Source organism: Methanoplanus endosymbiosus (assembly GCF_024662215.1).
Classification (GTDB): domain Archaea; phylum Halobacteriota; class Methanomicrobia; order Methanomicrobiales; family Methanomicrobiaceae; genus Methanoplanus; species Methanoplanus endosymbiosus.
Window position 1 is genome coordinate 116,315 of the sequence record NZ_CP096115.1, and the last position, 26,518, is coordinate 142,832.

The window sequence follows — 26,518 nt, forward strand, 5'->3', positions numbered from 1 at the left end:
AGCCATGACAGATTCCGGCGACAGATTTCGTAAACAGTTAATTGAAACATTCCGCGGGGAGGCTGATGAGCACCTCACAGATATAGCTGAGGGTCTCTTAACCCTTGAAAAGAGAGGTTCAGCCGGCAGTCCTGATATAACCGAGAGTATATTCAGAAAAACGCACAGCCTGAAGGGTGCGGCAAGGGCTGTGAATATCCCCGAAATCGTCTCAGTGTGCCAGAATCTGGAGAATGTATTTTCTCTGATGCAGAAAGGGGTATTTCTGCCCGGAGAGGATGATTTTGATCTTTTTCACAGAACCCTGAGGACTATCCGTGAACTCCTGGCTGATGAGAATCCCTCTGAATATCCGTATGCAAAAATAATCCGGAGTCTTAAAAAACTTGCCCGTGAAAATCAGCCTGATGCAGCGGAGGGCGACATCCGGAGAACTGATATAATTCCGGGCGAAAAAAAAAATTCTTTTGAAGGAGGATCTGAAAGAAGAGAAAGCGGCGGATCTCAGGGTGAAAAAGAAGAAACCGGAGAAGTAATTGCAGATGGGGGGGATAATACAGGGCTTGATTCTCTGGATATAGTGCAGGAGGAGATGAATAATTATGACAGTCTCTCAGTATTAAGTCCGGGGTATGGTTATGACGATTTTGATGCCCGGAAATCCGGAAGGGATACTGTAAAAATTGCTGCTGAAAAGCTTGACCGGCTGATTCAGGGTTCTGATGATCTGCTCACCACAAGGCTTCTTATCACCCAGAGGGTGCGTGAACTTGAGGATATGATCTTAGATTTTAACCTCTGGCGCTGGAATGAGAACCAGAATTTCAATGACATCTATAATATCAGAAAAACTCTTATGTCTGAGGATGTCTTGGATCTACCACCCGATTTCATTCAGAGTATCGAGCATATACTTAAATTTCTTGAATTCAACCGGGATTTTGTAAAAAATCTTCGTCATGATCTTGAAAGGCATATAAGGGCCACTGAGACTGACCGGTCGTCCCTTGAGGCGAGCACATCAGAGATCTCAGATCTAATCCATGATGCTGTCCTTATTCCGTTTTCAACAGTAATAATCCCTTTTTCTGAGCATGTCCGGGAACTGTCAGGAGATCTTGGCAAGAGTGCGGAACTGGTGACTGAAGGCGGGAATGTCCAGATGGACAGGCGTATCCTTGATTCGCTTTCAGATCCACTTCTGCATCTGATAAGGAACAGCCTTGACCATGGTATTGAAACTCCGGCAGAGAGGGCTGCACTTGGCAAACCGCTGAAAGGAGTGGTTAGTATTAAGGTATTTCCTCTTTCAGGAAGCCGGGTTGGAATTAAAATATCTGATGACGGGGCCGGCATTGATATTCAGAAAGTACGCCGGACAGCAGTGGACAAAGGTATAATCAGCACAAGAAAAGAGGAGAGGCTGAGCGATGAAGAGGTTAAGCATCTGATATTCAGGTCGGGCCTTACAACGAGCACTATGATAACCGAGTTTTCCGGAAGAGGGCTTGGACTTGCAATAGTTGTTGACGCTGTCACACACTTAAATGGTGATATTGAGGTATTATCTGAGAGAGGCAAAGGGACGGATATTACGATAAGGCTTCCCCTGAGGCTTGCAACCTTCAGGGGTGTGATTGTTACCTCCTGCGGACAGACATTTATATTCCCAAAGCAGCAGGTGAAGAAGGTCATTGCTGTTGAATCAGGTAAAATCTCCTCAAAAGGTATGCAGCATATGGTCAGATATAAGGGCGATTCCATCGGGCTGATAAAGTTATCAGATGTCTTTGGTGTCTATGAGTACGAGAAATCCGGCAGGGAGGGCAGAAAAATTCCGGTTGTGATTCTCTCGTATGGAGTCGGGCAGATCGGCTTTATTGTAGATGAGATCATCAGGGTTCAGGAGATAGTTGTCAGAAATCTTGGCTCCCAGCTTAAACATATAAAAAAAGTGTCAGGTGCGTCAGTGCTTGGGGATGGTGATATTGCCCTTGTCATTGATCCGCTTGAGCTGATTGAAGAGGCACTGAATGATTCATATCTCAGGAAGGGATCACCGGGTTTTAAAGAAATCTCAGGGAGGGTGCTTGTTGTTGAAGATTCGGTTACATCGAGGTTTTATATCAAGAAGATACTTGAAAATTCCGGTTATCTGGTTGAGACGGCAACTAACGGAATTGAAGGCCTCTCCAAACTTAAAGAGAAGGGTGCTGATTTGGTCATATCTGACGTTGATATGCCAAGGATGAGCGGTTTTACACTTACTGAAAAGATCCGGGCGGAAGAACGGTTTACCGATATTCCGGTAATTCTTGTGACCTCACTTGATACTCCTGAAGACAGGCAGCAGGGGGCTTTTTCCGGTGCCAATGCCTATATCACAAAGAAGGGCTTTAATGAGAGCAAATTTTTGAGCCTTGTTGGTGATCTGATGAGAGGCCGGGTATGAAATGCAGGTGCCGGTGTGCCCCGGGATTTTGGGTATAAATTCCTTAATTATATATGGGGTTCAGTTCAGACAATATATTAATGGCTGGAATGTTATGAATAAAACAATTATAACCTCAATTACTCTTATCCTCACAGTTTGTGTTCTCTGTATTGCCGGATGCACAACTGCTCCTGCCGGGACAGATAGTTTAGATGTAGTTTTAGCTGATACGCCTGTGCCGGAGATTTCATATAATGATACACCGGTTCAGTATCATGAAGTAAATGGTGTTAAACTTGGATACCGCGAGTTTGGTGTGGATAATAATGAGCCGCTTCTCATGCTCATAGGATTTGGCAAAACTATGGATCACTGGAATACCACTTTTATCGGCATTCTCTCTGAAAATTATCATGTGTATGTATATGACCACCGTGGTATGGGTGAAAGCACCGATGCTGATGGACAGTTTACAATTGCACAGCTTGCAGATGATGCAGCAGGACTTATAACTGCACTTGGATATGATAGCATGAACACATATGGTGTTTCGATGGGTTCTTCTGTTTCACTGGAACTTCTTTGTGACCATCCGGAGAAGGTGAGAAAGGCAGTTCTCTCATCTGCAACGTACAGTGCCAACATTCCGGAGACTAAAATACTGCATGTTCTTCTTCTGGAGAATGCAGAGGGTGAGAATGTTAATACAGGTGTCAGGAAAGAAGCCGTGGCAAACCTTGAATGGGACGGCTGCTATGACAATCTCTCCGGCATTGCAAATGATGTGATGCTCATAACCGGTACAGCAGATATTATTACTCCACAGTCAGTTGCAGTTGATATTGCGGGGCAGATCAACGGCTCGTGGCTTGTACGCTTTAAGAAAATTCCACACGCCGGTTCATCATATGCACCGGAAGAATACGGAAGAATCACAACAACATTTCTGGAGATAAATGAATCTCCGGTTTAACTGTTTTTATATTTTATCTAATATCTCCTATGAAACTTTTGTTTCATCCACCATCTGTGAACCACAGGTTTATGAATGATTTTTTTATTGTCCGGAAATATTTAGTCCCGGAAAAACAGCTGATTATTAAAGCATAAATATCAGTTGTGATTATACAATACTTATTAATGGAGTATAATTCGGATATGCTTTTTACAGGGGACGATCAAAATAACAGAACCGGCAGATGAATATCATGACTGAGGAGAGAACAAAAAAATCCATAAAGATCCTTGTAGTGGAAGACAGCCGTACACAGGCAGAATTTCTCCGTTATATCCTTGAGGAGGAAGGGTGCAGGGTAATGCTGGCAGAAGACGGCAGAGAGGCACTTGAGGAGATTGAAGCTTATAAGCCGGACATTGTACTGACTGATATTGTAATGCCGGAGATGGACGGATATGAACTATGCCGGAGAATAAAATCTGATGATAATACAAAGGATATACCTGTTATTCTTGTAACTCAGCTGTATGACCCGGCAGATGTTATCAAAGGGCTTGAATCGGGTGCAGATAATTTCATAATAAAGCCTTATGAGCAGAGTGATATTCAGAGATGGATTGACAGTATTCTTCCGTCACTGCATAAGCCTGATCCTGACGGGCCACAGAATGCGCTCATAATCCGGCATTCTGAGAAGGATTATTCTATCAATGCCGGCAGGACGCAGATATTAAATATACTTCTCTCCACATACGGCGTGGCCGTCAGGAAAAATTCTGAGCTTGAAGATGCACAGGAAAGGCTGAATTCCTTAAATGAACAGTTAAAAGAGGCAGTCTTTGATCTTAAGGATACCAATGAGGAGCTGGTCTCTGAAAATACCGAGAGGAGGCGTGTTGAAAATGCCCTTGCCGAGGCAAATAAGAAACTTCAGCTTATGGCAAGCATTACCCGTCATGATATTATCAACCAGTTAACAGCAATGCAGGGCTATCTTGAGATTGCCATGACTCTTAAGGAGGAAGAGCCCGATTCCGCCTGGGAGAGTATTGACAAGGCCTTTTCAATGATAGACAAGACCAAAAATACTATTGAATTTACAGGCGATTATCAGGAGATTGGAATGCATACTCCGATATGGCAGGATATGCACACTCTGGTATTAAATTCCTTAAAGCATACTCAGATTGGTGATATCAGATTTGAGAATGTTATTCCTGAAGGAATTGAGATATATGCCGATTCAATGATTGAGAAGGTATTCAGCAACCTCATTGAGAATGCCGTCCGTTATGGGGATAAGATCACATATATCCGGTTCAGAACCGAAATTTCCGGTGATAAACTTAAGTTCATCTGTGAGGATGACGGGGTGGGCATAAGGGAGAGGGATAAAGAGAAGATCTTCTCATATGAATATGGCATGAATACCGGATTCGGGCTCTTTCTTTCAAGGGAGATTCTCGGAATTACCGGCATTAAAATCCGTGAGACCGGGAAGAGCGGTGAGGGTGCAAGGTTTGAGCTTTTATGCCCTGAGGATGCTGTCCGGAATTCCGGTGCGGAATAAAGAGATTTATCCACAGTTTTCCTTTTGTATTCCGGATTTTTTGGAATATGGAGGAATATTATTTATATTGTTCAGTTGTAGAGGAGAATGGTTGCCCTTATGAAATTTGATGCTCTCTTTGATGATGCCCATCCTGTAAGGCAGAGGCGTATATTAATTGTATTGGCTGTAACTGCGGTTGCAGTTGGTATAAATCTGGCAGGAATACTTTTTGGAGTAACTATTGTACTTGCACACCTGCTCTACTTTCCGGTTATTCTTGCTGCGTACTGGTATCCCAAACGCTGTTATCCGTTTCTGATTCTGATTGCTGCGTTATATGGCGGGTTTATATTATATTTTAATTATCCTCCTGATCTCTCGCTTATAGCTGCAACAGCTTCAAGGGTTGTTATCTTTACGCTTGTTGGAGTTATAGTCTCACTTCTCTCATTTAATCTGAGAAGGTCTGAACAGGAGCTGAATGACATAATTGAATTCCTTCCTGATGCCACTTTTGCAGTTAATAAGGATGGTGTTGTGATTGCCTGGAATAAGGCAACTGAGGAGCTTACCGGGGTTAAGAAATCCGCGATTTTAAACAGGGGCAATTATGAGTATCTCATATTGCGAGACCCCCATTAGTGAATGAATCTTTATCTTTATGAAATGTCAATTTTTGACTGAATGTTTCACAATATTCACTTTTGTTTCCTCTCAGTAAATAGAATTAATTTCTATTTGTGCCCACATATTGACTAAAATATATGTATCACTTTAGTTACCACTATGACCTGCTCCGATGATCTTATATTGAACATTAATATTTGAGTATTATATTTCCAATGAGTCAATCTCCAGCAACTTAAGCCAGGTTACAATATGGGGTTCATGAACATCAGTTTTACATTCATAATCAATTCCATCTGGTCTGGTAATGACTGTATAATATCCAAGGAAATGCATTATTTTTTTCAAACCTACCCTTTCAAGTGGTTTTCCATTGTAATCAAGACCGGGTTTTTCTTCCATAGTATCCAGATTTCTTCTGACAAGTACACGAATAATTACCTGCACAAGCAGAGCAAAGGAGAGGATAGTAACCAATGCCGTAATTCTACGAGGCAGCTTTAAAAATAGTGTATCAACCATTGCAGGCTTTTTTAAGACTGAAAAATTATCTTCCACAGTTTTTTGTCCTTTGTAAAGGCGAAGTATTTCCACAGTGGATGCCTGCTCGTAAGTAACATTTGTAAAAAGGACAAATGACTCTGTTTTCCTGACAAGAGCTTCATATTTATCTTTTACAATTGTCATTTTATCCATCTCAATCAACCACTGAACCTCTTTTTTTGGGGGAGGGGCATCTTTAGGAGGCCTACCACGGGCACGCTTTTCAACGACAACCTCTTCTGTTTTTAATGTGAAATCCACAGTCCAGAGACCCTTCTTTAGCTTACTATTAAGCAGTTCAATCTCTTTTTTTGCGTCAGCCTCGCAGGAAAACTTTTTGATGATTGATTCACGAATTGTGGATTTGGCTTCATCTTTTTTCTTTTCCAGGACTTTGTTGACTTTCTTTTGTCTATCGCCGCTCCTTAATACCAGCAACCTGCAAACTTTACCGCAGATCTCTTTTTGAAACTCCTGCGCTTCATATGTTGTAAGTTCACCTTTTTTAGATTCGCGATATGCTCCAATATCTTTCCAATCACTACTTGTATATGCCTCATTGGTAACTTTTTGTGCTATCTTTTTTTCAAAACTCGCAGGGCATCTCGTAACAAATAAAGAATTAGCTTCCATCAGTTTTTTTATGTTTGGACCTGTTGCAAGTTTTGAATCTGCGATATACGTCAATTTATCTTTTGAATTATTCAAGAGTTCTTTGAGTGAATCAATAACTGTATGATTCCATTTTGCATCATTTTGACTACCATCTCTCACAGTTGCCCGTAATGGAATACCTAATCTGTCAGTTATCAATCCAACCATTATCTGCTTGAGATTTCTCTTACCATCCTTACTCACCCCACGGCAAATTTTAGGAAGACTTTCATCTTCTTCATCTGTTTCATATTCACCATACAATGATATTGATGTTGTATCTCCATGAAAAACTGCATTAAATGGAATATTAAAGGCAGAATACGTCTTTAAAGCAATGTTTGTGAAAAGAAATTCACATCCTGCATCATAAAATCGGTCAAGCATAGTTGCAAAAGCATCTCTTGTCAACCATTCCGATTTCACCTCATCATTGAAAAGAAGTGACATGTCCAATGGTTCAAATTGCTCATTAATAGCCTGAATGGCTATTCTTGGACCATTATTGAGGAAAGGAACCAATACAATAGCTTTTGCCAAATTGCCAGGAGATACTCGCCATTGTTGAGAATCCCATGTTAGATGTTCATTTAGAAATTCGACAAAATTTAGCCGATCAAGGAAGCAGGCAACAATTATTGCGGGTAATGGAGTTCTCTTATCGCCACTTTTCTCCTTTTTAACTGCCCCTTTGAGGAGGTCTTTCAATACTTTTTTGCTTTTATAACTCTTGTGAGCCATTACATTATATTTTAATTACTGATGTAAAATATTGCTTGTCACAATTATGATTAATTCTGTCTCACATCGTCAAGGGTTCGCAATGTGCGAGTATTCCCTTCCTTTTTACGGCAAAAGAAGACCTATGCTTGTTGATCTTGTCCTGACAGGAGATCCTGATATTGAGGCGAATTACCCTGATTTAATCCAGGAAGACAATAATATTGCATCAGATGTACTCATTAAGCATTTCAGGGGTGAAGGTGGGGCATATCTCCGTTTTACAGCCGCTGCACTGAAAGATCCTTATGGAAATATTACTGGTGCGGTTGAGTCTATCATTGATGTGACTGATAAGCTGATGACTGAATCGGCACTCTCAAACACCACTAAAAAACTGAACACCCTTACCGGAATAATAAGGACTGATCTCTCCAATAAACTTGCGGTTCTCTATGGTTATCTGAGAATGGGTGCTATTAAGTTCAGTGATCCTGAAGTTATTTCATTTGTGACTGATATTAAGGATGCTGCAAGCGGGATTGAAAGACAGATTAATATATCCCGTGATTTCCGGGATCTTGGGACAAAGCCCCCGTCATGGGTGATGGTGCAGAAGGCTGTCAATGAAGCTGCCGGAAAACTTGATTTTGGATCGGTGTATTTTCGTACGTGGACCGAAAGGCTTGAGATCTTTGCAGATCCATATCTGCCCTCAGCATTTAGTCATCTCTTTGATAATGCGCTGAATCTTGCGGAGGATGTAACAAAGATTGTTGTCACATATCAGATACGTGAAGACGGGTGTGCTGTCATTATAGAGGATAACGGGCCTGGAATTCCTGATAGTGTAAAGGTAAAACTCTTTAATCAGAGCAGTGAGGAGGGGTATGGAAGAGGTCTTTTCCTTACACATGAAATTTTATCTATTACCGGCATTGATATTGTGGAAACCGGAATTCCGGGTAAAGGAGCAAGGTTTGAGATTATAATTCCTTCTGAGGGCTACAGGATCAGGTGATTGGTTATGGAAAGAGATACCGGCAGAAGGGCAGGTTCGGGTTATAAGGGTATAGTGCCTGAGGTTCGTGAGCTTAAGACATCTGAATTTCCAAAGGCCAATGAAGTATGGGTGGATTATCATAATACTACAGGTGTTCCAAAGACTGACAGGATATTCGGAGCATTTCTTGGTGTGGAACTTGTCTCCCTTGCACGATGCAGGCGGCATTTGGACGGTTATGAGGTTGACGGTGTCTATACTCCTGATGATTATCGTGGAAGGGGTTATGCCCGTCTGGTTGTGAATGCACTCATTGAGGCATGCCACAATGATGATCTGTATATGTATTCCGTAAGTCACCTCACTGAATTTTACGGACAGTATGGATTTTATGAGATTTCAGAGAAGGAACTGCCCGAAGGTGTGCGTGAGAGGTACACATGGGCAGTCGGCAATCTTGGCGGTGTTGGTGTTGTGCCGATGATCAGGACCCATACGGATTATATTTAATAATGCTCTCTGAACCGGAGATATGCAATATCTCTCTATGTCCCTCTGAAGATATTTATTGATAATTTTGACTGATAATGTTTACCGGAATTGATATCGGCGGGACAAATACTGATATTGCAGTTGTCAGGAATAATAATATTGAGACTGTTAAGGTAGCCAATGATGCCGGTATATCCTCGGCACTGTCTAAGGTCAGTAGTACCGGAGGCAGGCTTGCTATAAGCACGTCCCAGCCTTTAAACCGTCTGATTATGACATCCCCTGATGATCTGTGCACTGTCACAATTCCGGGGCCGGGTCTTCTCCGTTCCGGTGCTGTAAAGGGTGCTGTAACCATCAGGGGTGATATTGCAGAAGAGATTGATCCGGATGAGATCAGAGGGATTTTTGAAGGGACAGATGCAGACTATCTTGCAGTTGCAGGGAAATTTTCGATTAGAAATCCTCTTCTGGAAGAGAGGGTGCATGAGATTGCACTCGGCTTTTTTGATGAGAAGAGGATTGCACTGAGTCATCATATTGGTGAGATCGGGTTTCCGTCAAGGATTGCCACTACAAAGATCAATGCACAGGTTAAGGAGGTGGCCCTTGGAGTTGGGGGTATTGTAAATACTCATTTTTCGGGCAGAGAATTTTATTTTATGAAGGGTGACGGCGGTCTTTCTTCTCCGGAGATGGTATATAATAATCCTTCAGTGCTTTATAATTCCAGTCAGGCGGCGGTTGTACTGGGTACGGGGTACCTGACCGGAATTAAAGATGCACTGGTAATTGATATCGGTGGAACCACCACAGATTTTGTGCCCATGAAAGGCGGGATGCCTGAGGAGGAGGAACTGGATTTCGGGGGAGGGCATACGGGGATTCGCGGGATCAGGTCGCTTTCGCTGCCTTATGGTGGAGATTCCTTAATTGACGGCGGTCTTCTGCCTTTCAGGGAAGGTGCTTCACGGGCTTTTGGGGGCAGATCGTTTACACTGACAGATGCCTTAAATGTCTGTGGGCATGAGATTGGGGACTATAAGTCATCGGGATATGTTAACCGGAGCCTTGCTGATATGGTTGTTTCAGACTATTTTGAGAAGATTGAGTATGCGATCTCGGTCTTCTCTCCTGATCTGATTATCGGGGCTGGTTATCTTGCACCTCTGCTTATGCCTGAGATTGCAGGAATTACGGGTATTGAGGCACTCATTCCGGATCACGCCGGTTCAGCCAATGCGGTCGGGGTTGCAGTGTCGAGGGTGAGTATACTGCTTAATGTCCGTTATGACAGTGAGAAGGGCCGGATGATTGTTAATGGTGAGGTGAGGCATCCGGACAGGATATATTCTGATGATGAACTTATTGAGGAGTGTATCAGTGAACTCAGAAGGACTGCAATGGAGATGGGTTCACCGGAGGAGGACTGTGAGGAGGTTGTCATCCGGAATTTCAGGGCCTATGATGTTGTCCGGAATAAGGAGAGGGCAGGAAGGATTATTGACCTGTCTGTTGCTATTCTGCCGGGGATTTCATCGGAGGCGTTATGAGGACCGGAATTGTGTATCATCCGGATTATCTTCTGCATGAGCAGAGTCCGACACATGCGGAGAGGCGTGAGAGGATTGCATATACCATTGATATGCTGGATGAGGAGGAGATCTGGGATGATGCCGGGATTAAGAGGATAAATCCCCGGATGGCGGCTGAGGATGAAATTCTGTCAGTGCATACCGGAGATTACCTCCGGAGACTGAAGGAGGCTGATATATCCGGTGCTGAATTTGATACCAATACCTATGGCCCTCCCGGATTTCTGAAAAACGCTCTTCTCTCTGCCGGAGGTGCAGTTACTGCCGGTGAGGCTGTAATGTCTGGTGAAGTAAGAAATTCCTTTGCCCTGATTCGTCCTCCTGGTCATCATGCAGGCCGGAATTTTGCCGGAGGTTTTTGTTATATCAATAATGTGGCGGTTATGACGAGGGCTGTACAGAATTCCGGTGTTAAACGGGTGATGATCATTGACTGGGATGCCCATCACGGCAATGGTACCCAGGATATTTTCTATGATGATCCTGATGTGTTATATGTCTCGATTCACCAGGAGCACTGTTTTCCGGGTACTGGCAAAATTAAGGATGTTGGTGATGGGGTGGCTAAGGGCCGGACGATTAATATGCCAATTGCACCCGGAAGTTCGGGCAGGGTTTACCGGTATCCAGTACTTTAAACTTAGACGATCATTAATATGTTTAAACCTACAATATTAAATTCAAAATACTCTCTTAAATTACCTAAATCGCAGTATTGGCCCTAAATTCTCCGTTTTTTTGCACCGAGGTCACAAGGCACGTTTTGTAAACCTATTTTGATTAACATCACTCATCCCCATTTAGGCCTCATTACATTCTTCCATTTCTCATCGAGATCAATCTGAAAAGAGTATCTTTGAATTGAAATTGTGTTGTTTCCAGTGAAAAAGTTACAAAATTATAGATAGCTACCGCTAAATCGGTCGCAGCTGCATATTCCGTTCATTGAGATGTCAGAATGTCAGCTTATAGCAATTTCATCAATCCTTAATATACGAAAATGAGTCATACTTTCTTCAAATATGATGGCAAGATAATGATTTAAGGGGAATTTGTCCCTGTATATTACTTTTGGTCCTCTCTGAATCTTTGCAAATCGCTTCCATTTTGTTAAAACCCAAAAATTCTGAATTATGCATGCAATTAGATAATAAAAAAATCTCACCACATGATCCTTGGTGGATGTTCTTACTTTGAATTTATTATTAATGACATATGTTGATTCAATGGCAAATCTATGCCTGTATCGCTCACTAATTGATTGTGGGGAAGTATTAATTTTGTACACAACAAAAGCACGATGAAGAGCACCTTTTTTACCCTTTTTACCTTTCATGTAAATGACACGATCAACAATTTTCACCTTACATTTTAGCTTATTCTTCGATTTGGCGTTTATAACATATTCAAATGATTTTGATTTCTTTCCCTTCAGCTGCCTTTTGAGTTCATCACTGTTCTTCTTAACAGGCACTATGTGAGGAATTTCAGATTCCTTAAGGTAACTGAAGATTTCAGCAGAGTAAAACTCACGGTCAAGCATCAGAGATTTGATCTTGAATCCATATCCATAAATTAAATCAACACAATTCTTTATTGCGGTGAGGTTAGTGGAATCTCTAAACAAAGGAATAACCTGAAGTATAAGGTGCTTATCCATATTTACAACCGAGAATGTCAGGTATCCAACAAAATAATTTGTCGATGCCTTTCTTTTTCCACCTACAATTGGAGATTTAGGATTTTTTTTATCCTTTTTCCCATAATATGGAATTAGCGTTATATCAATTGCAAAATCATACTTCTGACCTTTCTTAAGGATTCCTTTTCCCGCTTTTAAAAGCATTTTTGGAGTATTTAGTGTCAATTCCTCCATATTAAGGCCATGAAGTTTTTTTAGACAAGTCGTATGGGACGGTAGTCCTTCCGTCATTTTTGCAAAACCGGATATTGAGTTATTAGAACATGCCGTAGCGATAGCTCCCCGAATCAACGTTAGACTATCATAGTTTCTGCCACCTGTTAAGGTTACATTCCCCTCAACAAGAGCGCATATCGGTTCAAGGTTTCCAAGCTTATTTTCTTTATTAAGCTCTGATTTGCCTATATTTTGACAATTATTTGCCATATGAGGGGTTTTTGAGAGTATATAAACCCCACCATAAATCAGGCGTACGTCAAAAAAATAAGGTAAATTCGGGCTAAATTCTAAAAGAATTTGGCGATATTGGGGTAAACGCGCAGTATTACGCGCAGTAGTCCATGTGGTTTGTCATTAAAATAGAGAAGTACTTAACTTTCTCAAGTTGGGCAGAAATACTCTGAGCAAAAAATGGGGTTTTTCAGGAAATGTTTAAAGTACTGGGTATCTTATGAAGGAGATTATCGTTCCGGCGGCTGAGGAGTTTAAACCCGGATTTATTGCTGTCTCTGCCGGGCAGGACAATCATTTTACTGATCAGCAGACAAGGCTTGCCCTTGATACGAAGGGCTATGCTGATCTGATGTCTGAGGCTGTTTATCTGGCAGAGAAGCTCTGTAGTGGGAGAATTGCAGCAGTTTTAGAGGGTGGATACAGTGTTGAGGGTGCACTTCCGTATGTGAACCTTGCTATAATTGCTTCTCTTGCCGGCCTTGATCTCTCGATGATGAGGGAGCCGGCTTCGTATGATCCTTTGTATAAGGACTCTTTTAATGATATAGCCTTTAAGGTCTCGGAGAAGATGTCGAGGAAGCTTAAGAAGGTTCAGTCTAAGTGGTGGGACTGTTTCTGAAGGTTTTGGGAGATATTTATGGTTGAGGATATTAAGGATGAACTGTATTTTATTGTGCTGATAGAGAATATATCCTCAATATTGAAACACGGTATTCTTTCAAACAATCTGGCTTCGGAAATCCTTCACGAAAATGTATCAATGAAGATCATACAGGATCGAAGGGCTAAAGTTCAGATTCCGGGCGGTATGATGCTTCATCATTATGCAAATCTCTATTTTGATGCCAGAAATCCTATGATGAGAGTTGTAACTGATCCTGTTAACAATGTAAAACCGGTTTGTGTTCTCCGGATAAGTAAAGAGATTCTGAAGCTTGATGGTGTTGTTGTCAGCAGTCAGAATGCTTCAAGCAGTTATGTATTATTTTATTCCTCTCCTGAAGGTCTGCTGAAACTGGATTTTGATCTGATATATGCCCGTAACTGGAATCATCCGGATCAGGTTGAATACTGGAAGCACAAAAGTATAAAATGTGCAGAAGTACTAATCCCATATAGCATTGGAACAGAATATATTACAGGTGCATATGTGCCTGACAAGTATTCGGAAAGTGAATTGAAAAAAGCAGGATTTAATCTGGAAATAATAATTTACCCTGATATTTTCTTTGGAGATTAAAGATGACAGTTGAAGTGGTGCTTGGAGATATTCTTAATGATAAATCGCAGACTCTTGTAAATACTGTGAACTGTGTCGGTGTTATGGGCAAGGGAATTGCACTTGAATTTAAGAAGAAGTATCCGGCAATGTTTGAGGATTATAAAATACGTTGCAGGAAAGGAGAGGTTGAACATGGTGTTCCATACCATTATGAAGATATCTTTGGCAATTCAATAATTAATTTTCCAACAAAGGATCACTGGCGTTCTGCATCACGGATTGATGATATTGTCAGAGGTCTTGATCTTTTCATCAGTTGTTATAAATCATGGAATGTAACTTCAGTAGCATTTCCGCCGCTTGGATGTGGAAATGGTGGTCTTCTCTGGGAGGATGTTGGCCCTCTGATGTACAGAAAACTGTCTTCTATTGATATTCCTGTCTGTATTTATGCCCCTTATTCAACGCCTGAAGATCATATGACTTGTGAGTATCTTTCAGATTCAATGAATTATAATGATAATATTACCGGAACTATTCTGAGGAATAATATTACTCCTGAGAAAGTATTGCTTCTTGAGGTGTTATTCCGGCTTGAGAATATGAAATATGTTTCACCGGTTGGCAGGACAATATTTCAGAAGATCTGTTATATGCTTACACAAACCGGTGTTGATCTCAACATCTCATTTAAACAGGGAACTTACGGGCCTTTTTCTGATGGTACTAAAGATCTAATCAAAGAATTTTCCAACTGTAATCTCATTACAGAGAAGAAGACCGGTTCTATGATTAATATCAGAACCGGGTCTGAATTTCCGGCTGTAAAAGAGCAGTTTAAAGAAGAAATCCAGGCCGGTGATGATAAGATTGAGACGGTGGTGGATTTATTTTCAAGGATTAAGAGTACTGAACAGGCCGGTGAGGTTACAACTGTATTTTATGTATATAGTGAACTTAAATCGAGAAAACCTTTTGGTAAAATATCCGAAGAGATGATCTTTGATCGTGTGATTGAGTGGAAAAATTACTGGGCGAATGAAGAGAAGCTTAAATCAATTGCAGATACAGTGCGTATTCTTACTGTCCTGAGATGGATTCAGGTTGAATTCAGTGATAATCTGCCGGTAAGTGAAATCGTCTGATTATGTTTCAGGTTGGTGTAAATATTATTGATCTACACATAAAGCGTGTAAAATTCAGGGAAAAAAGTATTGCAGCCTAAGGCAGTATCAGAGAGGAACAAAATCCTTCTGATAAACCTCATTGAGTACCTGGCCAAGGCCTGCATATATGGCAGATAAGCCACATATTATCCCTTCATATCCGGCTATGGTTGTTATAGCTGCATTGCCTGTGAAATCTCCGGCTGCAAGCAGAAAGAAGAGCAGAGCAAGGGATCCAAAGACAAACTGTATAGCCCGGTTCATCTTAAGAGTGGCAACAAACATCACCGTAGTGAATATCCCCCACATAACGAGGTATGAACCCATTGCAACCTTTTCAGGTGCAGCTGCAAGACCCAGCCCCGGCAGGATAAGCAGAGCCACAAGGCTTATCCAGAAGAAGCCATAAGAACAGAATGCAGTCGTTCCAAAGGTATTATTCTTCTTCCACTCCATTATTCCGGCTATAACCTGTGCAAGGCCTCCGTAAAATATCCCCATACCCATAATCATACTTCCAAGTGCAAAATACCCTGCATTGTGAAGATTTAATAGTACAGTCGTCATGCCAAAGGCCAAAAGCCCAAGCGGTGCCGGGTTGGCCGTTCCGTCTATCAGAAAGAAACTGTTTCTGTTCTCCTTTTCCATTTAGATCACCATTATTAATTGTATTTGATTGCATTTCCGGCCGGAATTTTTGCAGGGTTTATCAGATAACTCAGATACTTCCCGTCATCTGCAAAGATCACCTGAACTCAGGGACAAAGTTCTTCATCCGCCTGCAAAAATCTGTTTTTGGGGTTTTAATCCTCAAGTGTTGAGATGTCTCCCGGATCAAGACCCATCTCCTTAGCTTTTAATACACGCCTCATTATCTTCCCGCTTCTCGTCTTTGGCAGTGAATCGACAAATTCAATCTCCGAAGGCATTGCAATCGGGCCAAGGCTCATCCTGACATTGTATATCAGATCATTCTTAAGTGCATCGCTTGGTTTATATCCAACGCAGAGGGTGACGAATGCCTTTACTGACTGGCCCTTAACAGGATCGGGCTTTCCGATGACTGCCGCTTCAGCAACAGCCTCCTGTGAGACAAGTGCACTCTCAACCTCGGCAGTTCCGAGATTATGGCCGGCAACGATTATCACATCATCCGATCGTCCTATGACCATGATGTACCCGTCTTCATCCTTAACAGCCAGATCTCCGGCAGTATAGTAATTACCTACTGTATTCCAGTACTGCCTGTACCTCTCATCGTCATTGTGAATTGTCCTCATCATAGATGGCCAGGGGGCTTTTATCACCAGAAGGCCACCTATTCCCGGTGCACAGGGATTGCCGTCCTTATCCACAACATCGGCTATAACGCCCGGAATCGGTTTGCCTGTAAATCCGGGTTTCATCTTATCCCCGACAAGGGTGGCCAGCATGTGCATGCCCGTCTCAGTCTGCCACCAGGTATCTATTATCGGGCATTTTGCCTTGCCGATTTTTCGGTAATACCACTCAAACGCTTCCGGATTCAGCGGTTCACCAACAGATCCAAGTATCCTGAGTGAATCCAGATTATACTTCTCCGGCCATTCCTCACCATACTTCATAAACATCCTGATGGATGTTGGTGCTGTATAGAAGATCGTAACTCCGATGTCCTCAATCGTCTTCCACCATATGCCTGGATCAGGATAATCAGGAACGGTCTCTGAGATTAAAACCGTTGCTCCGGTGGAGAGAGGGCCGTACACGATATAGCTGTGCCCTGTGATCCAGCCGGGATCAGCAGTGCACCAGTGGACATCGGAATCCTTCATATCAAAGACATACTTTGTTGTATAATATGTTCCGACCATATAACCGCCACAGGTATGCACAATCCCTTTCGGCTTGCCTGTTGTTCCGCTTGTATAAAGGATGAATAGTGGATCTTCGGCATCCATCACTTCCGGCTCACATACGGGATCGGCACTGGCCATTATCTCGTAGAAATCAACCTCCTTCTCAGGCATAAGCTCGATATTGAGGTCTGTTCTCTTCAGGACTACCACCTTTTCAACACATGGTGCATGTGTGACGGCCTCATCAACGATTGACTTTAACATTATCGTCTTGCCACGCCGGTAGCTGACATCTGCCGTTATAACAACCTTTGCATTGGCATCACGTATCCGGCTGTTAAGGGCATCTGCACCAAACCCGCCGTAAACAATGCTGTGTACAGCTCCGATTCGTGCACAGGCCAGTATTGCAACGACATGCTCAGGAACAAACGGCATATACAGGCAGACTGCATCTCCTTTCTTAACTCCGAGTCCCTTAAGTGCATTTGCAAACCGCATTACCTGTGCATGGAGCTGCCGGTAGGTTAAAACCCGCTCATGCAGTTCATCCTCTCCACGCCACATGAGGGCAACTTTGTTCCTCTTATCGCCGTTTACGTGCCTGTCCAGACAGTTGCAGGTGATGTTGAGCTTTGCATTGGTGAACCACTTTGCATATGGGTGCTCCCACTCCATGACGTTATCCCATGGCTGCATCCATTCCAGTTCATGCGCAATCTCACTCCAGAAGCGTTCCGGATCGTCCAGAAATCTCTGGTAGGCTGGTTCATACTCACCAATCCAGGAATTGTCGCGATAGGAGTATTCCGGAAGGTATGACTTTTTCTCAAGTTTCACATCGAAATTATCACTCATTGTCCTCACCTGCATGATTAATCATGTAGTATTGGTATTTTCACCACCCTTCGCATCTGTTCTTATAATGCAGAAGAGGGGGGCACACCTGTGCAGTGCGCATCACTCATACAAGGCATTTATAATTAATAAATATGTCTTAAGCACAACCTTTATGCAGTGCATAATTAATATCTGTATAAATGAGGTTTTGGTTAAATGGCAGGTGAATTTCAGGAAACAATTGATATAAAGGAGCTTCTCAGAAAATATCCCAAAGGGCTGAATATATCTGAGATATCCAGTGCACTGCATATGCACAGAAATACCAGTGCAAAATACCTTGATATGTTAAAGCTCAAAGGTGACATTGACAGAAAACAGAGCGGACCTTCAAAGAACTATTACCTGATACAGAGGATGCCAATTTCAGCCCTTATCAGATATACTCCATTTCCGGCAATAATACTCAGTTCAAAAAAGGAGATATTAATGGTGAACAGAGAAGCTCTTAATCTCCTGAAATGCCCGCTTGATGTCTTATATGGTGAAAAAATTCGGGATCTTCCATATTCACTCTTCAAAGAGAGCATAATTGAAGATCTATGTCACAATGCAGTACAGGGGCAGTCTGAGATTATTGAGAGGGAGACCCACATCCTTGGTAAAAAACTTCATCTACGCCTGCATTTTATACCAGTAGTCTTTGATACCGGACGTGACGGCTGTGCGGTTGTGATATATGACAGTACAGAAAATATCGAAAACCTTGAAAAACTTAAGATATGCCGGAAACAGTACGAGGCAGTCACAAGTGACCAGACAGAATTTATCGTGCATATCAGCACTGAAATGATCATTATTTTTGTAAATGAGGCATACTGCCGGTATATCGGCAGAAGTTTTGAGAGAATAACCGGTCTTCGTTTTATTCCGATGTTTCAGGCGGATGAGAGGGAGAGAGTGCAGAGTATCATCTCATCACTAAACCCGGGGAATCATTCCGGAAACCTTGATCTTAAATCTGTCAGAAAGGATGGTGGCATAGGGTATGAAAACTGGACGTTCAGGGCTATATTTAAGGATAATGGTGATATTTCCGGTTACCACGCAATCGGCAGGAATATCACCGAACTTAAAATTAGTGAAAGCCGCCTTAGGCAGTATTATGACAACCTTGAAAAGTTGATCCAGGAGAGAACAAATGAACTTCAGGGGGCAAACAGGAGGCTTCTTGGCGTAATCTCTGAAAAAGAAGATCTTGAACAGGAGCTTTTATTTACACAGTTTGCATTTGACCATGCTTCAGATTCAATAATTCTCTTTGATGAGGACGGAAAAGTGTATAAGGCCAACAGGACAGCCGGAGAACTTCTTGGATATTCGGATGTGGAGATGAAGTCCATATCCGTATTTGATATAAATCCTTCAATCTCGAAGGAAGAATGGCTGCATATGTGGGGGGAAGCACATCCCGGAAAGAAGGAGAGGATAATTTCAATACATGCAAAACAGAACGGAGAAATTTTTGATGTTGATGTCTCACGGAATTTTGTTCAGTACTCTGAGAGGATGTACTTCTGCTCGGTTGCAAGGGAGATCTAAACAATTCATTAATCTATGTTATTCCGGACTATATTATCCGGAAATCTATTTTACTCTTTTAAATTTGTTTAATACCAGTCACTCATAAATACTGCCCTTTTCACTGAACTGAAGCATATAAACCATAAGCCTGACAGGTTTTCACCCGGAACTGAGATTAATAATATTGGCAGGCACTAACGGTTCTCCCTTAAAAACCTATATCTGTGATCGTGATGATAGAAACTATTATGAGAACCATTGAGTGGATCTGCCGAAGTGCACAGTTTTCTATGCTCATTACAGCACTGTAATACTCAAAGGTGAGATGGAGAATATCTCTTATCTGTTAGTTATCAAAGGTTTCTTCAGAATATGGAATTTTTACGGAATAAATGGTGTCGGGATAACTGAAACAGATACGTATGATATGAGACCAGGATCTGAATTCAGAGTATCTCCCTGTGCCGCCTGCCGGATATTTGGGTGGAGAATATCGTGAAAGAAAAATTAAATGATTCATTATCTGAAGACTCACCGGAGAGATATTATAATATGCTTTATATCGATAATGACCCTTTCCTTCTGAGTGCCGGAAAGACATTCCTGGAAAAAGGGAAAAAACGGATCATGATTTTTTTGGATTGGGGAGTTATATGCCTCATTCCGGATGGATCCCACCAGTGACTGAAATATTTAGGATTTGGAGAAGAAAATATGAATGATGATGATTATCCGGATAAGGATGGGTTCTTATTTTATAACTTGGATATCAGCAGTAATGCAGCTATTTTTGGTAAGGCAATTGATCTAATACCAAACCCTGTCTTTATGAAGGACATTAAAGGGAGATATACCGGAGCAAACCGTGAATTTTATAGATATCTGGGCAAAGTTCCGGATGAGATAATTGGTAAAACTGTCTTTGATATAGCACCAAAAGAACTTGCGGAAGTCTATCACAGAAAAGACAGGGAGTTATTTGACAGTACGGGCATTCAGCGGTATGGGGGAGATGTCAGGTACAATGACGGAACTGTTCACAATGTAATATTCAACAAAGCTACTTTTAATGATGAAAACGGCGATGTGGCGGGGATTGTCGGTGTGATGATTGATATCACAGAACTTGAAGATACAAAAAAATCCCTTGAAAGAAGCGAAAGATATTACAGGAAAATTTTTAATTCTGCAAATGATGCTTTCTTTGTTCATTATTTCAATGAAGACGGGCTGCCTGGCAGATTTATAGATGTCAATGATTCTGCATGCAGTATGCTTGGTTATAGCAGAGAGGAGCTTCTTGAATTGTCTGTCCCTGATCTTATGCCGGAGGATCTTTACCCAATAATTCCGGGTGTCATCAGTGACCTGAAACGTGATTCAAGTGTAAAATTTGTGAGTGCTTTTATTAGCAGGGAGGGCACGAGAATTCCCGTTGAGGTAAGTTCAAGGATATTCCTGAAGAATAGCAGAAAAGTTATACTGTCAGTTGCACGTGATATAACAGAGAGAAAGAGGGTTGAAGATGAGATCCGGCAGTCTGAGGAGAAGTACAGGACACTCTTTGAATCTGCAAGTGATGCAATATTCATCCTTGATAATGATGGCAATTTCCTTGAGGCAAACCACGTTGCATGTGAGCGGCTGGGATATTCAAGGGAAGAATTACTCGGAATGAATAAAGCAGATATTGATGATCCTGCTCTTAAAGGTGAAGTGCCTGCAAGAATGTATGAACTTGACAACAAAGGAAGTGTTATCTTTGAAACCGGACATCTGACTAAATCCGGAGTTATTATTCCTGTTGAGGTTCATGGGACAGTAATTGATTATATGGGCAGTCCTGCTGTTCTTTCGATTGCAAGGGATATATCGGAGAGGCTGAAACTTGAAGAGAAGCTCAGATATTCTGAGGAGCTTTACCGGACCATGTTTGAAAATACCGGCACTGCAATGCTCCTTATTGATGAAGACATGACAATTCAGCTTGCAAATTCTGAGATTGAGAAGATTTCCGGTTATAAAAAGGAGGATGCTGAAGGTAAGCTTAAATGGACTGAATTTATCTCCTCTGCTGATACTGAGAGAATGGTCAACTACCATACCCTGAGGAGGAGAGATCCTGGTTCAGCACCTAAAAATTATGAAGCTACATTTGTACGAAGGGATGGGGAGAAGGTCTATACAACCCTTAACATATCTCTGATTCCGGGCACAGAGAAGAGCATTGCATCAATACAGGACATTACTGATCAGAAACTGACCAATCTTGCATTAAAGGAGAATGAGGAGAGACTCAGGATTACAATTGAAGCGGCTAATATAGGCACATGGGACTGGGATGTCGCATCCGGAAAGGTGATACTGAATGATCTCTGGTACAGGATGCTCGGTTATAAGGAAGGTGATTTAAGGCCGGAATATAGTGAAATACTGAGACACATCCACCCTGACGATACTGAAAGAGTTAATCTGGCTGTTAAAGAATGCATTGACGGGAAAAAACTGACGCTTAATTTTGAATCCAGAGTTTTATCGAAGGATAAACAGTGGATCTGGATTATGTCATCCGGAGAGGTTGTGGAGTATGACAGGCAGAATAAACCTTTGAGGATAGCCGGAATTAATCAGGATATAACTGAGATTAAGCGTTTTCAGAATGCTATTACCGAGACTAACAGGAAGCTGAGTATCCTTTCCGGAATTACAAGGCATGATATCCTGAATCAGATTCAGGCGATGATGTATTACTCATATAAGCTCATGCAGAGGGGAGAAAATTCTCCGGAGATAACAGAAATTGCCAGTAAAATAAATGGCATAACAGAAATTATAAAGAGGCAGATCGAGTTTACAAGGGATTATGAGGGACTCGGCATAAAAGAGCCGGCATGGCAGCAGGTTGGAATTGTGGCAGATTCAGCTGCTTCAAGGATTGATGCTGACAGGATCAATATATCTGTTTCTGTCGGAAGTCTGAATGTTTATGCTGATCTCATGCTTGGTAAGGTCTTTTACAATATCTTCAGCAATTCAGTGAATCATGGAAGAGATGTTACTTCGGTGAAAATATATTTTGAAGAGAGAGGCAATTGTGGTATGATAATTATTGAGGATGACGGCACAGGAATTCCGGATGAAAAGAAAGAGAAGATATTTGAGAAAGGTTTTGGGACAAATACCGGACTGGGGCTCTTTCTGTCAAAGGAAATTCTGGCAATAACCGGAATGAGTATAGTGGAAAATGGTGAATTCGGGAAAGGGGCAAGGTTTCAGATAACCATACCCCATCAGAATTATCAAATATAATAATTATTAAACGGAATTTACATTAATTTCCGGAAAAATAAGTGCGATAACCGGGGATCGAACCCGGGTTAGAGGCTTGGGAAGCCACTGTCCTGCCGCTGGACTATTATCGCATGAATATATTGGTTATACCCAGTCTGAACGTAGGATTTAATAGGTTATAAATCTTTTTTTTTGCTGGCAGGAGGCAACCGTAACAATCTTCTTCTTCCTGTAAATGAATAATTCCGGGCGAAAATGACCGTGTTTTTTTTTGGTCAGTCAAATATTTATCGGTATAAGAATAATGGAGATGCAGTTCAGGATGGAGAAGAAGCCATCTTCAGAAATATTGTATGATAGCAACATGGAATGCCTGAAACACGGTATGATTATCATTTTGCCAGATATGCCGGAGAAATGTCTGTTAAAGTCTGAAAGCTTATTGTTATAGAGATTTATTTTGCAAACAATCATATTATGTCCGGATAATATAACTGATTATGGGAATGTACGGCTGGGCCGGCAGAATACTGAGGGTTGATCTTACCCGGAGTGAGATATCAATAATTCCGACAGATGAGAGTGTTGTTAAACAGTTTCTTGGAGGAAGAGGGCTTAATTCATGGACCCTATTTAATGAGATAACGCCTGGCATTGATCCTTTAGGGCCGGAGAATGTCATCTGCTTCTCGCCCGGAATTTTTACCGGCACAAAACTCCGGCTTACAGGCAGAATTTCGGTGAGCACACTCTCTCCTCTGTCAGGAATTCTTGGTGACGGGAGCGGCGGCGGTGCTTTTGCCTCAGAGGTAAAGGCAGCCGGTTATGACCAGATTGTTATAACCGGAAAGGCTGACAGACCTGTATATCTCCGTATCAGTGATAATGATGTGGAGATCCTTGATGCAGGGGACCTGACTGGTCTTTCGACCTGGGAAAAGACGGATATTATACGGGAAAATGAGGGTAAAAGAGTCAGTGTTGTATGCATCGGGCTGGCAGGTGAGAACCTTGTTCGTTTTGCAACTGTAATTATTGACAGGTACAGTTCCACCACAAGGGGAAGCGGTGCTGTTATGGGGTCAAAGAACCTGATGGCAGTAGCAGTCTCAGGTACAGGCAAAATTCCGGTTGCAGACCCTCTTCTCTTCAAGAAACTCTCAGATGAGGATAAGGAATATTTCAGAAATAATTCCTTTTTCAATGAGCAGGTAAAGGTTTACGGCTCACATTTCGGGATTGTAAACTGGCATCCGGGAGTCAGGAACAGCAGTTATTATCTCACACCGGAAGAAGTGCCGGAGAGTATCCGGCCTGAAAAACTTAAAAGTTACGAGACCGGACGGACTGCATGTAAAACCTGTACAGTGGGCTGCAAGAATGTCTTTGAAATCCCGTCCGGAAAATATGCCGGTGAGAAAGGGGAGGGTCTTGAATTTGAGGCGGTGTACTGTCTTGGGACAAACTGCGGGATATTTGATCCGGTTGCGATTCTTGAGATGGAAAATCTCTGTGACAAATACGGCATGTGTGTGGTAGGTCTTGGTAATGCAATCGCCTTTGCAAAGGATCTCTTCAGCAGGGGGATTATATCTGAAGAGGACACAGGACTTTCTCTTTCATGGGAGGATTCCGGCTCACAGACTGAACTGATACACAGAACTGCTCTAAGGGAAGGATTTGGGAATACTGTTGCTGAAGGGATGTACAGCATGGCAAAGATTCTCGGCCGGAATTCAATGGATTACTGTTATCATGTAAAAGGGCTTTGCAGAGGGGTATATCCGCCGGGTGTATTCAGCCTTGCCCACGCAACATCCACAAGGGGTGCAGATCATCTCAGAGGGAGAAGCTGGGCACTTGATGAGAACGAGCCGGAATTTTTTAGAGAACTTGTGAATAATGGTTTTATGCCTAAAGATCCGGCGGGTGCCCTCACTGTAGCAGAGAAGGCAGCCACTTTTGCGGACTGCACAGGTAGGTGCAAAGGGTCAGTTAACAGCTGGAGCTTCGCAGTGCCGCTTGTGTTTAAATCCCCGCTCTTTAAAGGGTCAGCAGAACTGCTTTCTGCTGCAACCGGGCTTTATTTTTCCGAGAGAGAAGTAACAGATGCCCTTGAAAAAATTTATCTGACTGAGATGGCATTCAATGCCAGACAGGGAGTTAAGAGGGGAGATGACAGGCTTGTTCAGCATCCGTGGGTTAGGGATTCAAAAACCGGCAGAGAGGAGATAAGGATTCATGATGAGATGCTTGACAGGTATTATACAGAACATGGTTGTGACCTTAAAACCGGAATTCCGACAGGAAAAAGGCTTTTAGAGCTTGGGGCTGCATCTGTCGCAGATGAACTTGAAAGAGGTATGCCATATCCGGACTGGGACGGGCCTGTGCTGTGGGAGAGAAGCAGTTATCCTTCCGGTGGCAAACGCATGTAAAAATCCGGTTTGTAATCCGGCAATAAAAAGAGAGATTTTGTCCGGAATTCAATGTTTATCATACATTTGTGTAATTTCCGGGGAGGTATTTTCTCTTGAGGCCGATTATTCTGTCATATGATTCATTAATTCTCTCCTCCGGAATTTCACTCTCTTCTACCAGTTCCTTTACAATGCTGACAGATTTTTCCGCAATATTTTCATCATAGACTATGTTGTTTGCAAAGAGGAATATGTCACATCCGGCATTTATTGATAGTTTTAAGGCATCCCTTAAGCCGTAACTGTCAGTAATTGCACCCATGTCCATTGCATCTGTGATTATTACTCCTTCGTATCCAAGTTTATTCCTTAGAATGCCTGAAACTGTCTTCTCCGATAAGGTTGCAGGGTAGTCGGGATCTAAATTTCTGTTGTAGATATGGGCAGTCATTATCATATCCGGAAGGTCTTCTTCGATCAGGTTCTGATAGGGAATAAGCTCTTCTTCACTCCATGTGCCCGTTACATCAGTAAATCCAAGATGTGAATCTGCCATTGCACTGCCATGTCCGGGGAAATGTTTTATCGCCGTAATTATGCCTGATTTTCTGTGCTCTTCGATTATCCAGCCTGCATTATCTGTGACTACCTCTGGATCTGCTGAAAAACTCCTGTTCAGCCTTCCGATTGCAGGGGAATTGTGATTCACATTGAGATCCACGACAGGTGCAAAGTTCATGTTAAATCCGTTCTTCTTTAGCATTCCGGCGAGATTTTTTCCGGCATTTCTCGTCAGGGTTTCGTTATTTTCAGTACCGAGGTATTCTGCTGAGACGGTTGCCGGAAATCCGTATTTCTCTTTTAAACGGCAGATTTTGCCACCCTCCTGATCCACTGCGATGAAGAGGGGTATCTCTTCTGCATAGCCCTGAAACTGACTATTAAGTGTTCGTACCTGCTCAGGTGATCTGATATTTCTCTCATCTGTGCCAAGTGCGACATCCTGATCAAAGAGGATTACGCCACCGATTCTGCCTTTTCTTATGTCATCTGCTATTTGTGAATCATTGTCTGCTGTGTAGCCGCGAAATCCGATCATGAGCATCTGGCCGATCTTCTCTTCAATGGTTGCACCTGAAGATTTAGTTTTATGGATATTATTTTCTGTTTTATCATCAGTAACCGGCAGATTATCTGAATAATTAATTATTGCCTCTTTGAATTCCTGCCGGGTCTCAGATGCTGTGCATCCGGCAGAGAGAACTGCAATGAGAACTGTAAGGGTTATTATCAGGATAATCTGACAATTGCAAATGTTCATGTATTTACATTTCCCCTGCCTGAAAATAATGATTCTGACCTGTCTGGGATTATGCCGGGTAGTATAATGCCGGTCATGCCAGGAAACGCTTATGTCTGGGAAA

At 42.2% G+C, this 26,518-nt stretch carries 20 protein-coding genes and 1 tRNA gene; 15 read left to right on the top strand and 6 right to left on the bottom strand.

What is annotated here, in order from left to right:
* The first annotated feature begins 4 nt into the window (after positions 1 to 4).
* The 4 genes from L6E24_RS00345 (at position 5) to L6E24_RS00360 (ending at position 5,586) form a co-directional block, all read left to right on the top strand.
* Positions 5 to 2,452, top strand: a complete 2,448-nt coding sequence (locus L6E24_RS00345; protein WP_257742755.1) for a hybrid sensor histidine kinase/response regulator — start codon at positions 5 to 7, stop codon at positions 2,450 to 2,452.
* Positions 2,453 to 2,546: 94 nt separating this feature from the next.
* Complete coding sequence (locus L6E24_RS00350) at positions 2,547 to 3,407, top strand: alpha/beta fold hydrolase (protein ID WP_257742756.1); 861 nt, start codon at positions 2,547 to 2,549, stop codon at positions 3,405 to 3,407.
* 235 nt (positions 3,408 to 3,642) lie between these two features.
* Complete coding sequence (locus L6E24_RS00355) at positions 3,643 to 4,962, top strand: hybrid sensor histidine kinase/response regulator (protein WP_257742757.1); 1,320 nt, start codon at positions 3,643 to 3,645, stop codon at positions 4,960 to 4,962.
* 99 nt (positions 4,963 to 5,061) lie between these two features.
* Positions 5,062 to 5,586: a PAS domain-containing protein gene (locus tag L6E24_RS00360; RefSeq protein ID WP_257742758.1), complete on the top strand. Its 525-nt coding sequence runs from the start codon at positions 5,062 to 5,064 to the stop codon at positions 5,584 to 5,586.
* A 189-nt stretch (positions 5,587 to 5,775) separates the two neighbouring features.
* On the opposite strand, the gene L6E24_RS00365 is transcribed toward L6E24_RS00360, so the two are convergent.
* The gene (locus L6E24_RS00365; protein WP_257742356.1) at positions 5,776 to 7,509 is read right to left on the bottom strand and encodes an IS1634 family transposase; all 1,734 of its coding nucleotides are present in this window, start codon (positions 7,507 to 7,509) and stop codon (positions 5,776 to 5,778) included.
* Positions 7,510 to 7,591: 82 nt separating this feature from the next.
* On the opposite strand from L6E24_RS00365, the gene L6E24_RS00370 reads away from it, so the two are divergent.
* The 4 genes from L6E24_RS00370 to L6E24_RS00385 all read left to right on the top strand — a co-directional run bounded on the left by L6E24_RS00370 (position 7,592) and on the right by L6E24_RS00385 (position 11,216).
* A complete protein-coding gene (locus L6E24_RS00370; RefSeq protein WP_257742759.1) occupies positions 7,592 to 8,509 on the top strand; it encodes a sensor histidine kinase in 918 nt (305 codons plus the stop codon).
* A 6-nt stretch (positions 8,510 to 8,515) separates the two neighbouring features.
* Entirely contained in the window at positions 8,516 to 9,001 is a 486-nt protein-coding gene (locus tag L6E24_RS00375; RefSeq protein WP_257742760.1) for a GNAT family N-acetyltransferase, read from the top strand.
* Positions 9,002 to 9,078: 77 nt separating this feature from the next.
* Complete coding sequence (locus L6E24_RS00380) at positions 9,079 to 10,536, top strand: hydantoinase/oxoprolinase family protein (protein WP_257742761.1); 1,458 nt, start codon at positions 9,079 to 9,081, stop codon at positions 10,534 to 10,536.
* Positions 10,533 to 11,216, top strand: coding sequence for a histone deacetylase family protein (locus L6E24_RS00385; RefSeq protein ID WP_257742762.1), 684 nt, complete (start codon positions 10,533 to 10,535; stop codon positions 11,214 to 11,216). Before L6E24_RS00380 ends, L6E24_RS00385 begins: the two co-directional genes overlap by 4 nt.
* A 323-nt stretch (positions 11,217 to 11,539) precedes the next feature.
* Here L6E24_RS00385 and L6E24_RS00390 read toward each other — a convergent pair whose 3' ends face one another.
* Positions 11,540 to 12,706 carry a transposase gene (locus L6E24_RS00390; RefSeq protein ID WP_257741974.1) on the bottom strand — a complete coding sequence of 389 codons (1,167 nt, stop codon included), beginning with the start codon at positions 12,704 to 12,706 and terminating at the stop codon, positions 11,540 to 11,542.
* Between the two features lie 244 nt (positions 12,707 to 12,950).
* On the opposite strand from L6E24_RS00390, the gene L6E24_RS00395 reads away from it, so the two are divergent.
* The 3 genes from L6E24_RS00395 to darG are packed head-to-tail and all read left to right on the top strand — an operon-like array spanning position 12,951 to position 15,100.
* On the top strand, positions 12,951 to 13,352 hold the full coding sequence (locus L6E24_RS00395; RefSeq protein WP_257742763.1) for an arginase family protein: 402 nt from the start codon (positions 12,951 to 12,953) through the stop codon (positions 13,350 to 13,352).
* Positions 13,353 to 13,370: 18 nt separating this feature from the next.
* Positions 13,371 to 13,973, top strand: coding sequence for a DUF4433 domain-containing protein (locus tag L6E24_RS00400; RefSeq protein WP_257742764.1), 603 nt, complete (start codon positions 13,371 to 13,373; stop codon positions 13,971 to 13,973).
* Between the two features lie 2 nt (positions 13,974 to 13,975).
* A complete protein-coding gene (darG, locus tag L6E24_RS00405) occupies positions 13,976 to 15,100 on the top strand; it encodes a type II toxin-antitoxin system antitoxin DNA ADP-ribosyl glycohydrolase DarG (RefSeq protein WP_257742765.1) in 1,125 nt (374 codons plus the stop codon).
* 87 nt (positions 15,101 to 15,187) lie between these two features.
* Here darG and L6E24_RS00410 read toward each other — a convergent pair whose 3' ends face one another.
* Together L6E24_RS00410 and acs are read right to left on the bottom strand one after the other, a co-directional pair.
* Positions 15,188 to 15,769: an acetate uptake transporter gene (locus tag L6E24_RS00410; protein ID WP_257742766.1), complete on the bottom strand. Its 582-nt coding sequence runs from the start codon at positions 15,767 to 15,769 to the stop codon at positions 15,188 to 15,190.
* A gap of 155 nt (positions 15,770 to 15,924) precedes the next feature.
* Complete coding sequence (acs, locus tag L6E24_RS00415) at positions 15,925 to 17,817, bottom strand: acetate--CoA ligase (protein ID WP_257742767.1); 1,893 nt, start codon at positions 17,815 to 17,817, stop codon at positions 15,925 to 15,927.
* A gap of 198 nt (positions 17,818 to 18,015) precedes the next feature.
* On the opposite strand from acs, the gene L6E24_RS00420 reads away from it, so the two are divergent.
* The 3 genes from L6E24_RS00420 to L6E24_RS00430 all read left to right on the top strand — a co-directional run bounded on the left by L6E24_RS00420 (position 18,016) and on the right by L6E24_RS00430 (position 22,692).
* Positions 18,016 to 19,401, top strand: a complete 1,386-nt coding sequence (locus L6E24_RS00420) for a PAS domain-containing protein (protein WP_257742768.1) — start codon at positions 18,016 to 18,018, stop codon at positions 19,399 to 19,401.
* 244 nt (positions 19,402 to 19,645) lie between these two features.
* Positions 19,646 to 19,882 (top strand): hypothetical protein, encoded by a 237-nt coding sequence (locus L6E24_RS00425; protein ID WP_257742769.1) that lies wholly within the window; start codon positions 19,646 to 19,648, stop codon positions 19,880 to 19,882.
* Between the two features lie 215 nt (positions 19,883 to 20,097).
* Positions 20,098 to 22,692, top strand: a complete 2,595-nt coding sequence (locus L6E24_RS00430) for a sensor histidine kinase (protein ID WP_257742770.1) — start codon at positions 20,098 to 20,100, stop codon at positions 22,690 to 22,692.
* Between the two features lie 42 nt (positions 22,693 to 22,734).
* On the opposite strand, the gene L6E24_RS00435 is transcribed toward L6E24_RS00430, so the two are convergent.
* A tRNA-Gly gene (locus L6E24_RS00435) sits at positions 22,735 to 22,805 on the bottom strand.
* A gap of 369 nt (positions 22,806 to 23,174) precedes the next feature.
* Between L6E24_RS00435 and L6E24_RS00440 the strand changes: the two genes are divergently transcribed.
* Positions 23,175 to 25,112, top strand: coding sequence for an aldehyde ferredoxin oxidoreductase family protein (locus tag L6E24_RS00440; protein WP_257742771.1), 1,938 nt, complete (start codon positions 23,175 to 23,177; stop codon positions 25,110 to 25,112).
* A gap of 58 nt (positions 25,113 to 25,170) precedes the next feature.
* Here the strand turns inward: L6E24_RS00440 and L6E24_RS00445 are convergent, their stop codons facing one another.
* Positions 25,171 to 26,415 carry a glycoside hydrolase family 3 protein gene (locus tag L6E24_RS00445; RefSeq protein ID WP_257742772.1) on the bottom strand — a complete coding sequence of 415 codons (1,245 nt, stop codon included), beginning with the start codon at positions 26,413 to 26,415 and terminating at the stop codon, positions 25,171 to 25,173.
* Positions 26,416 to 26,518: the final 103 nt, after the last annotated feature.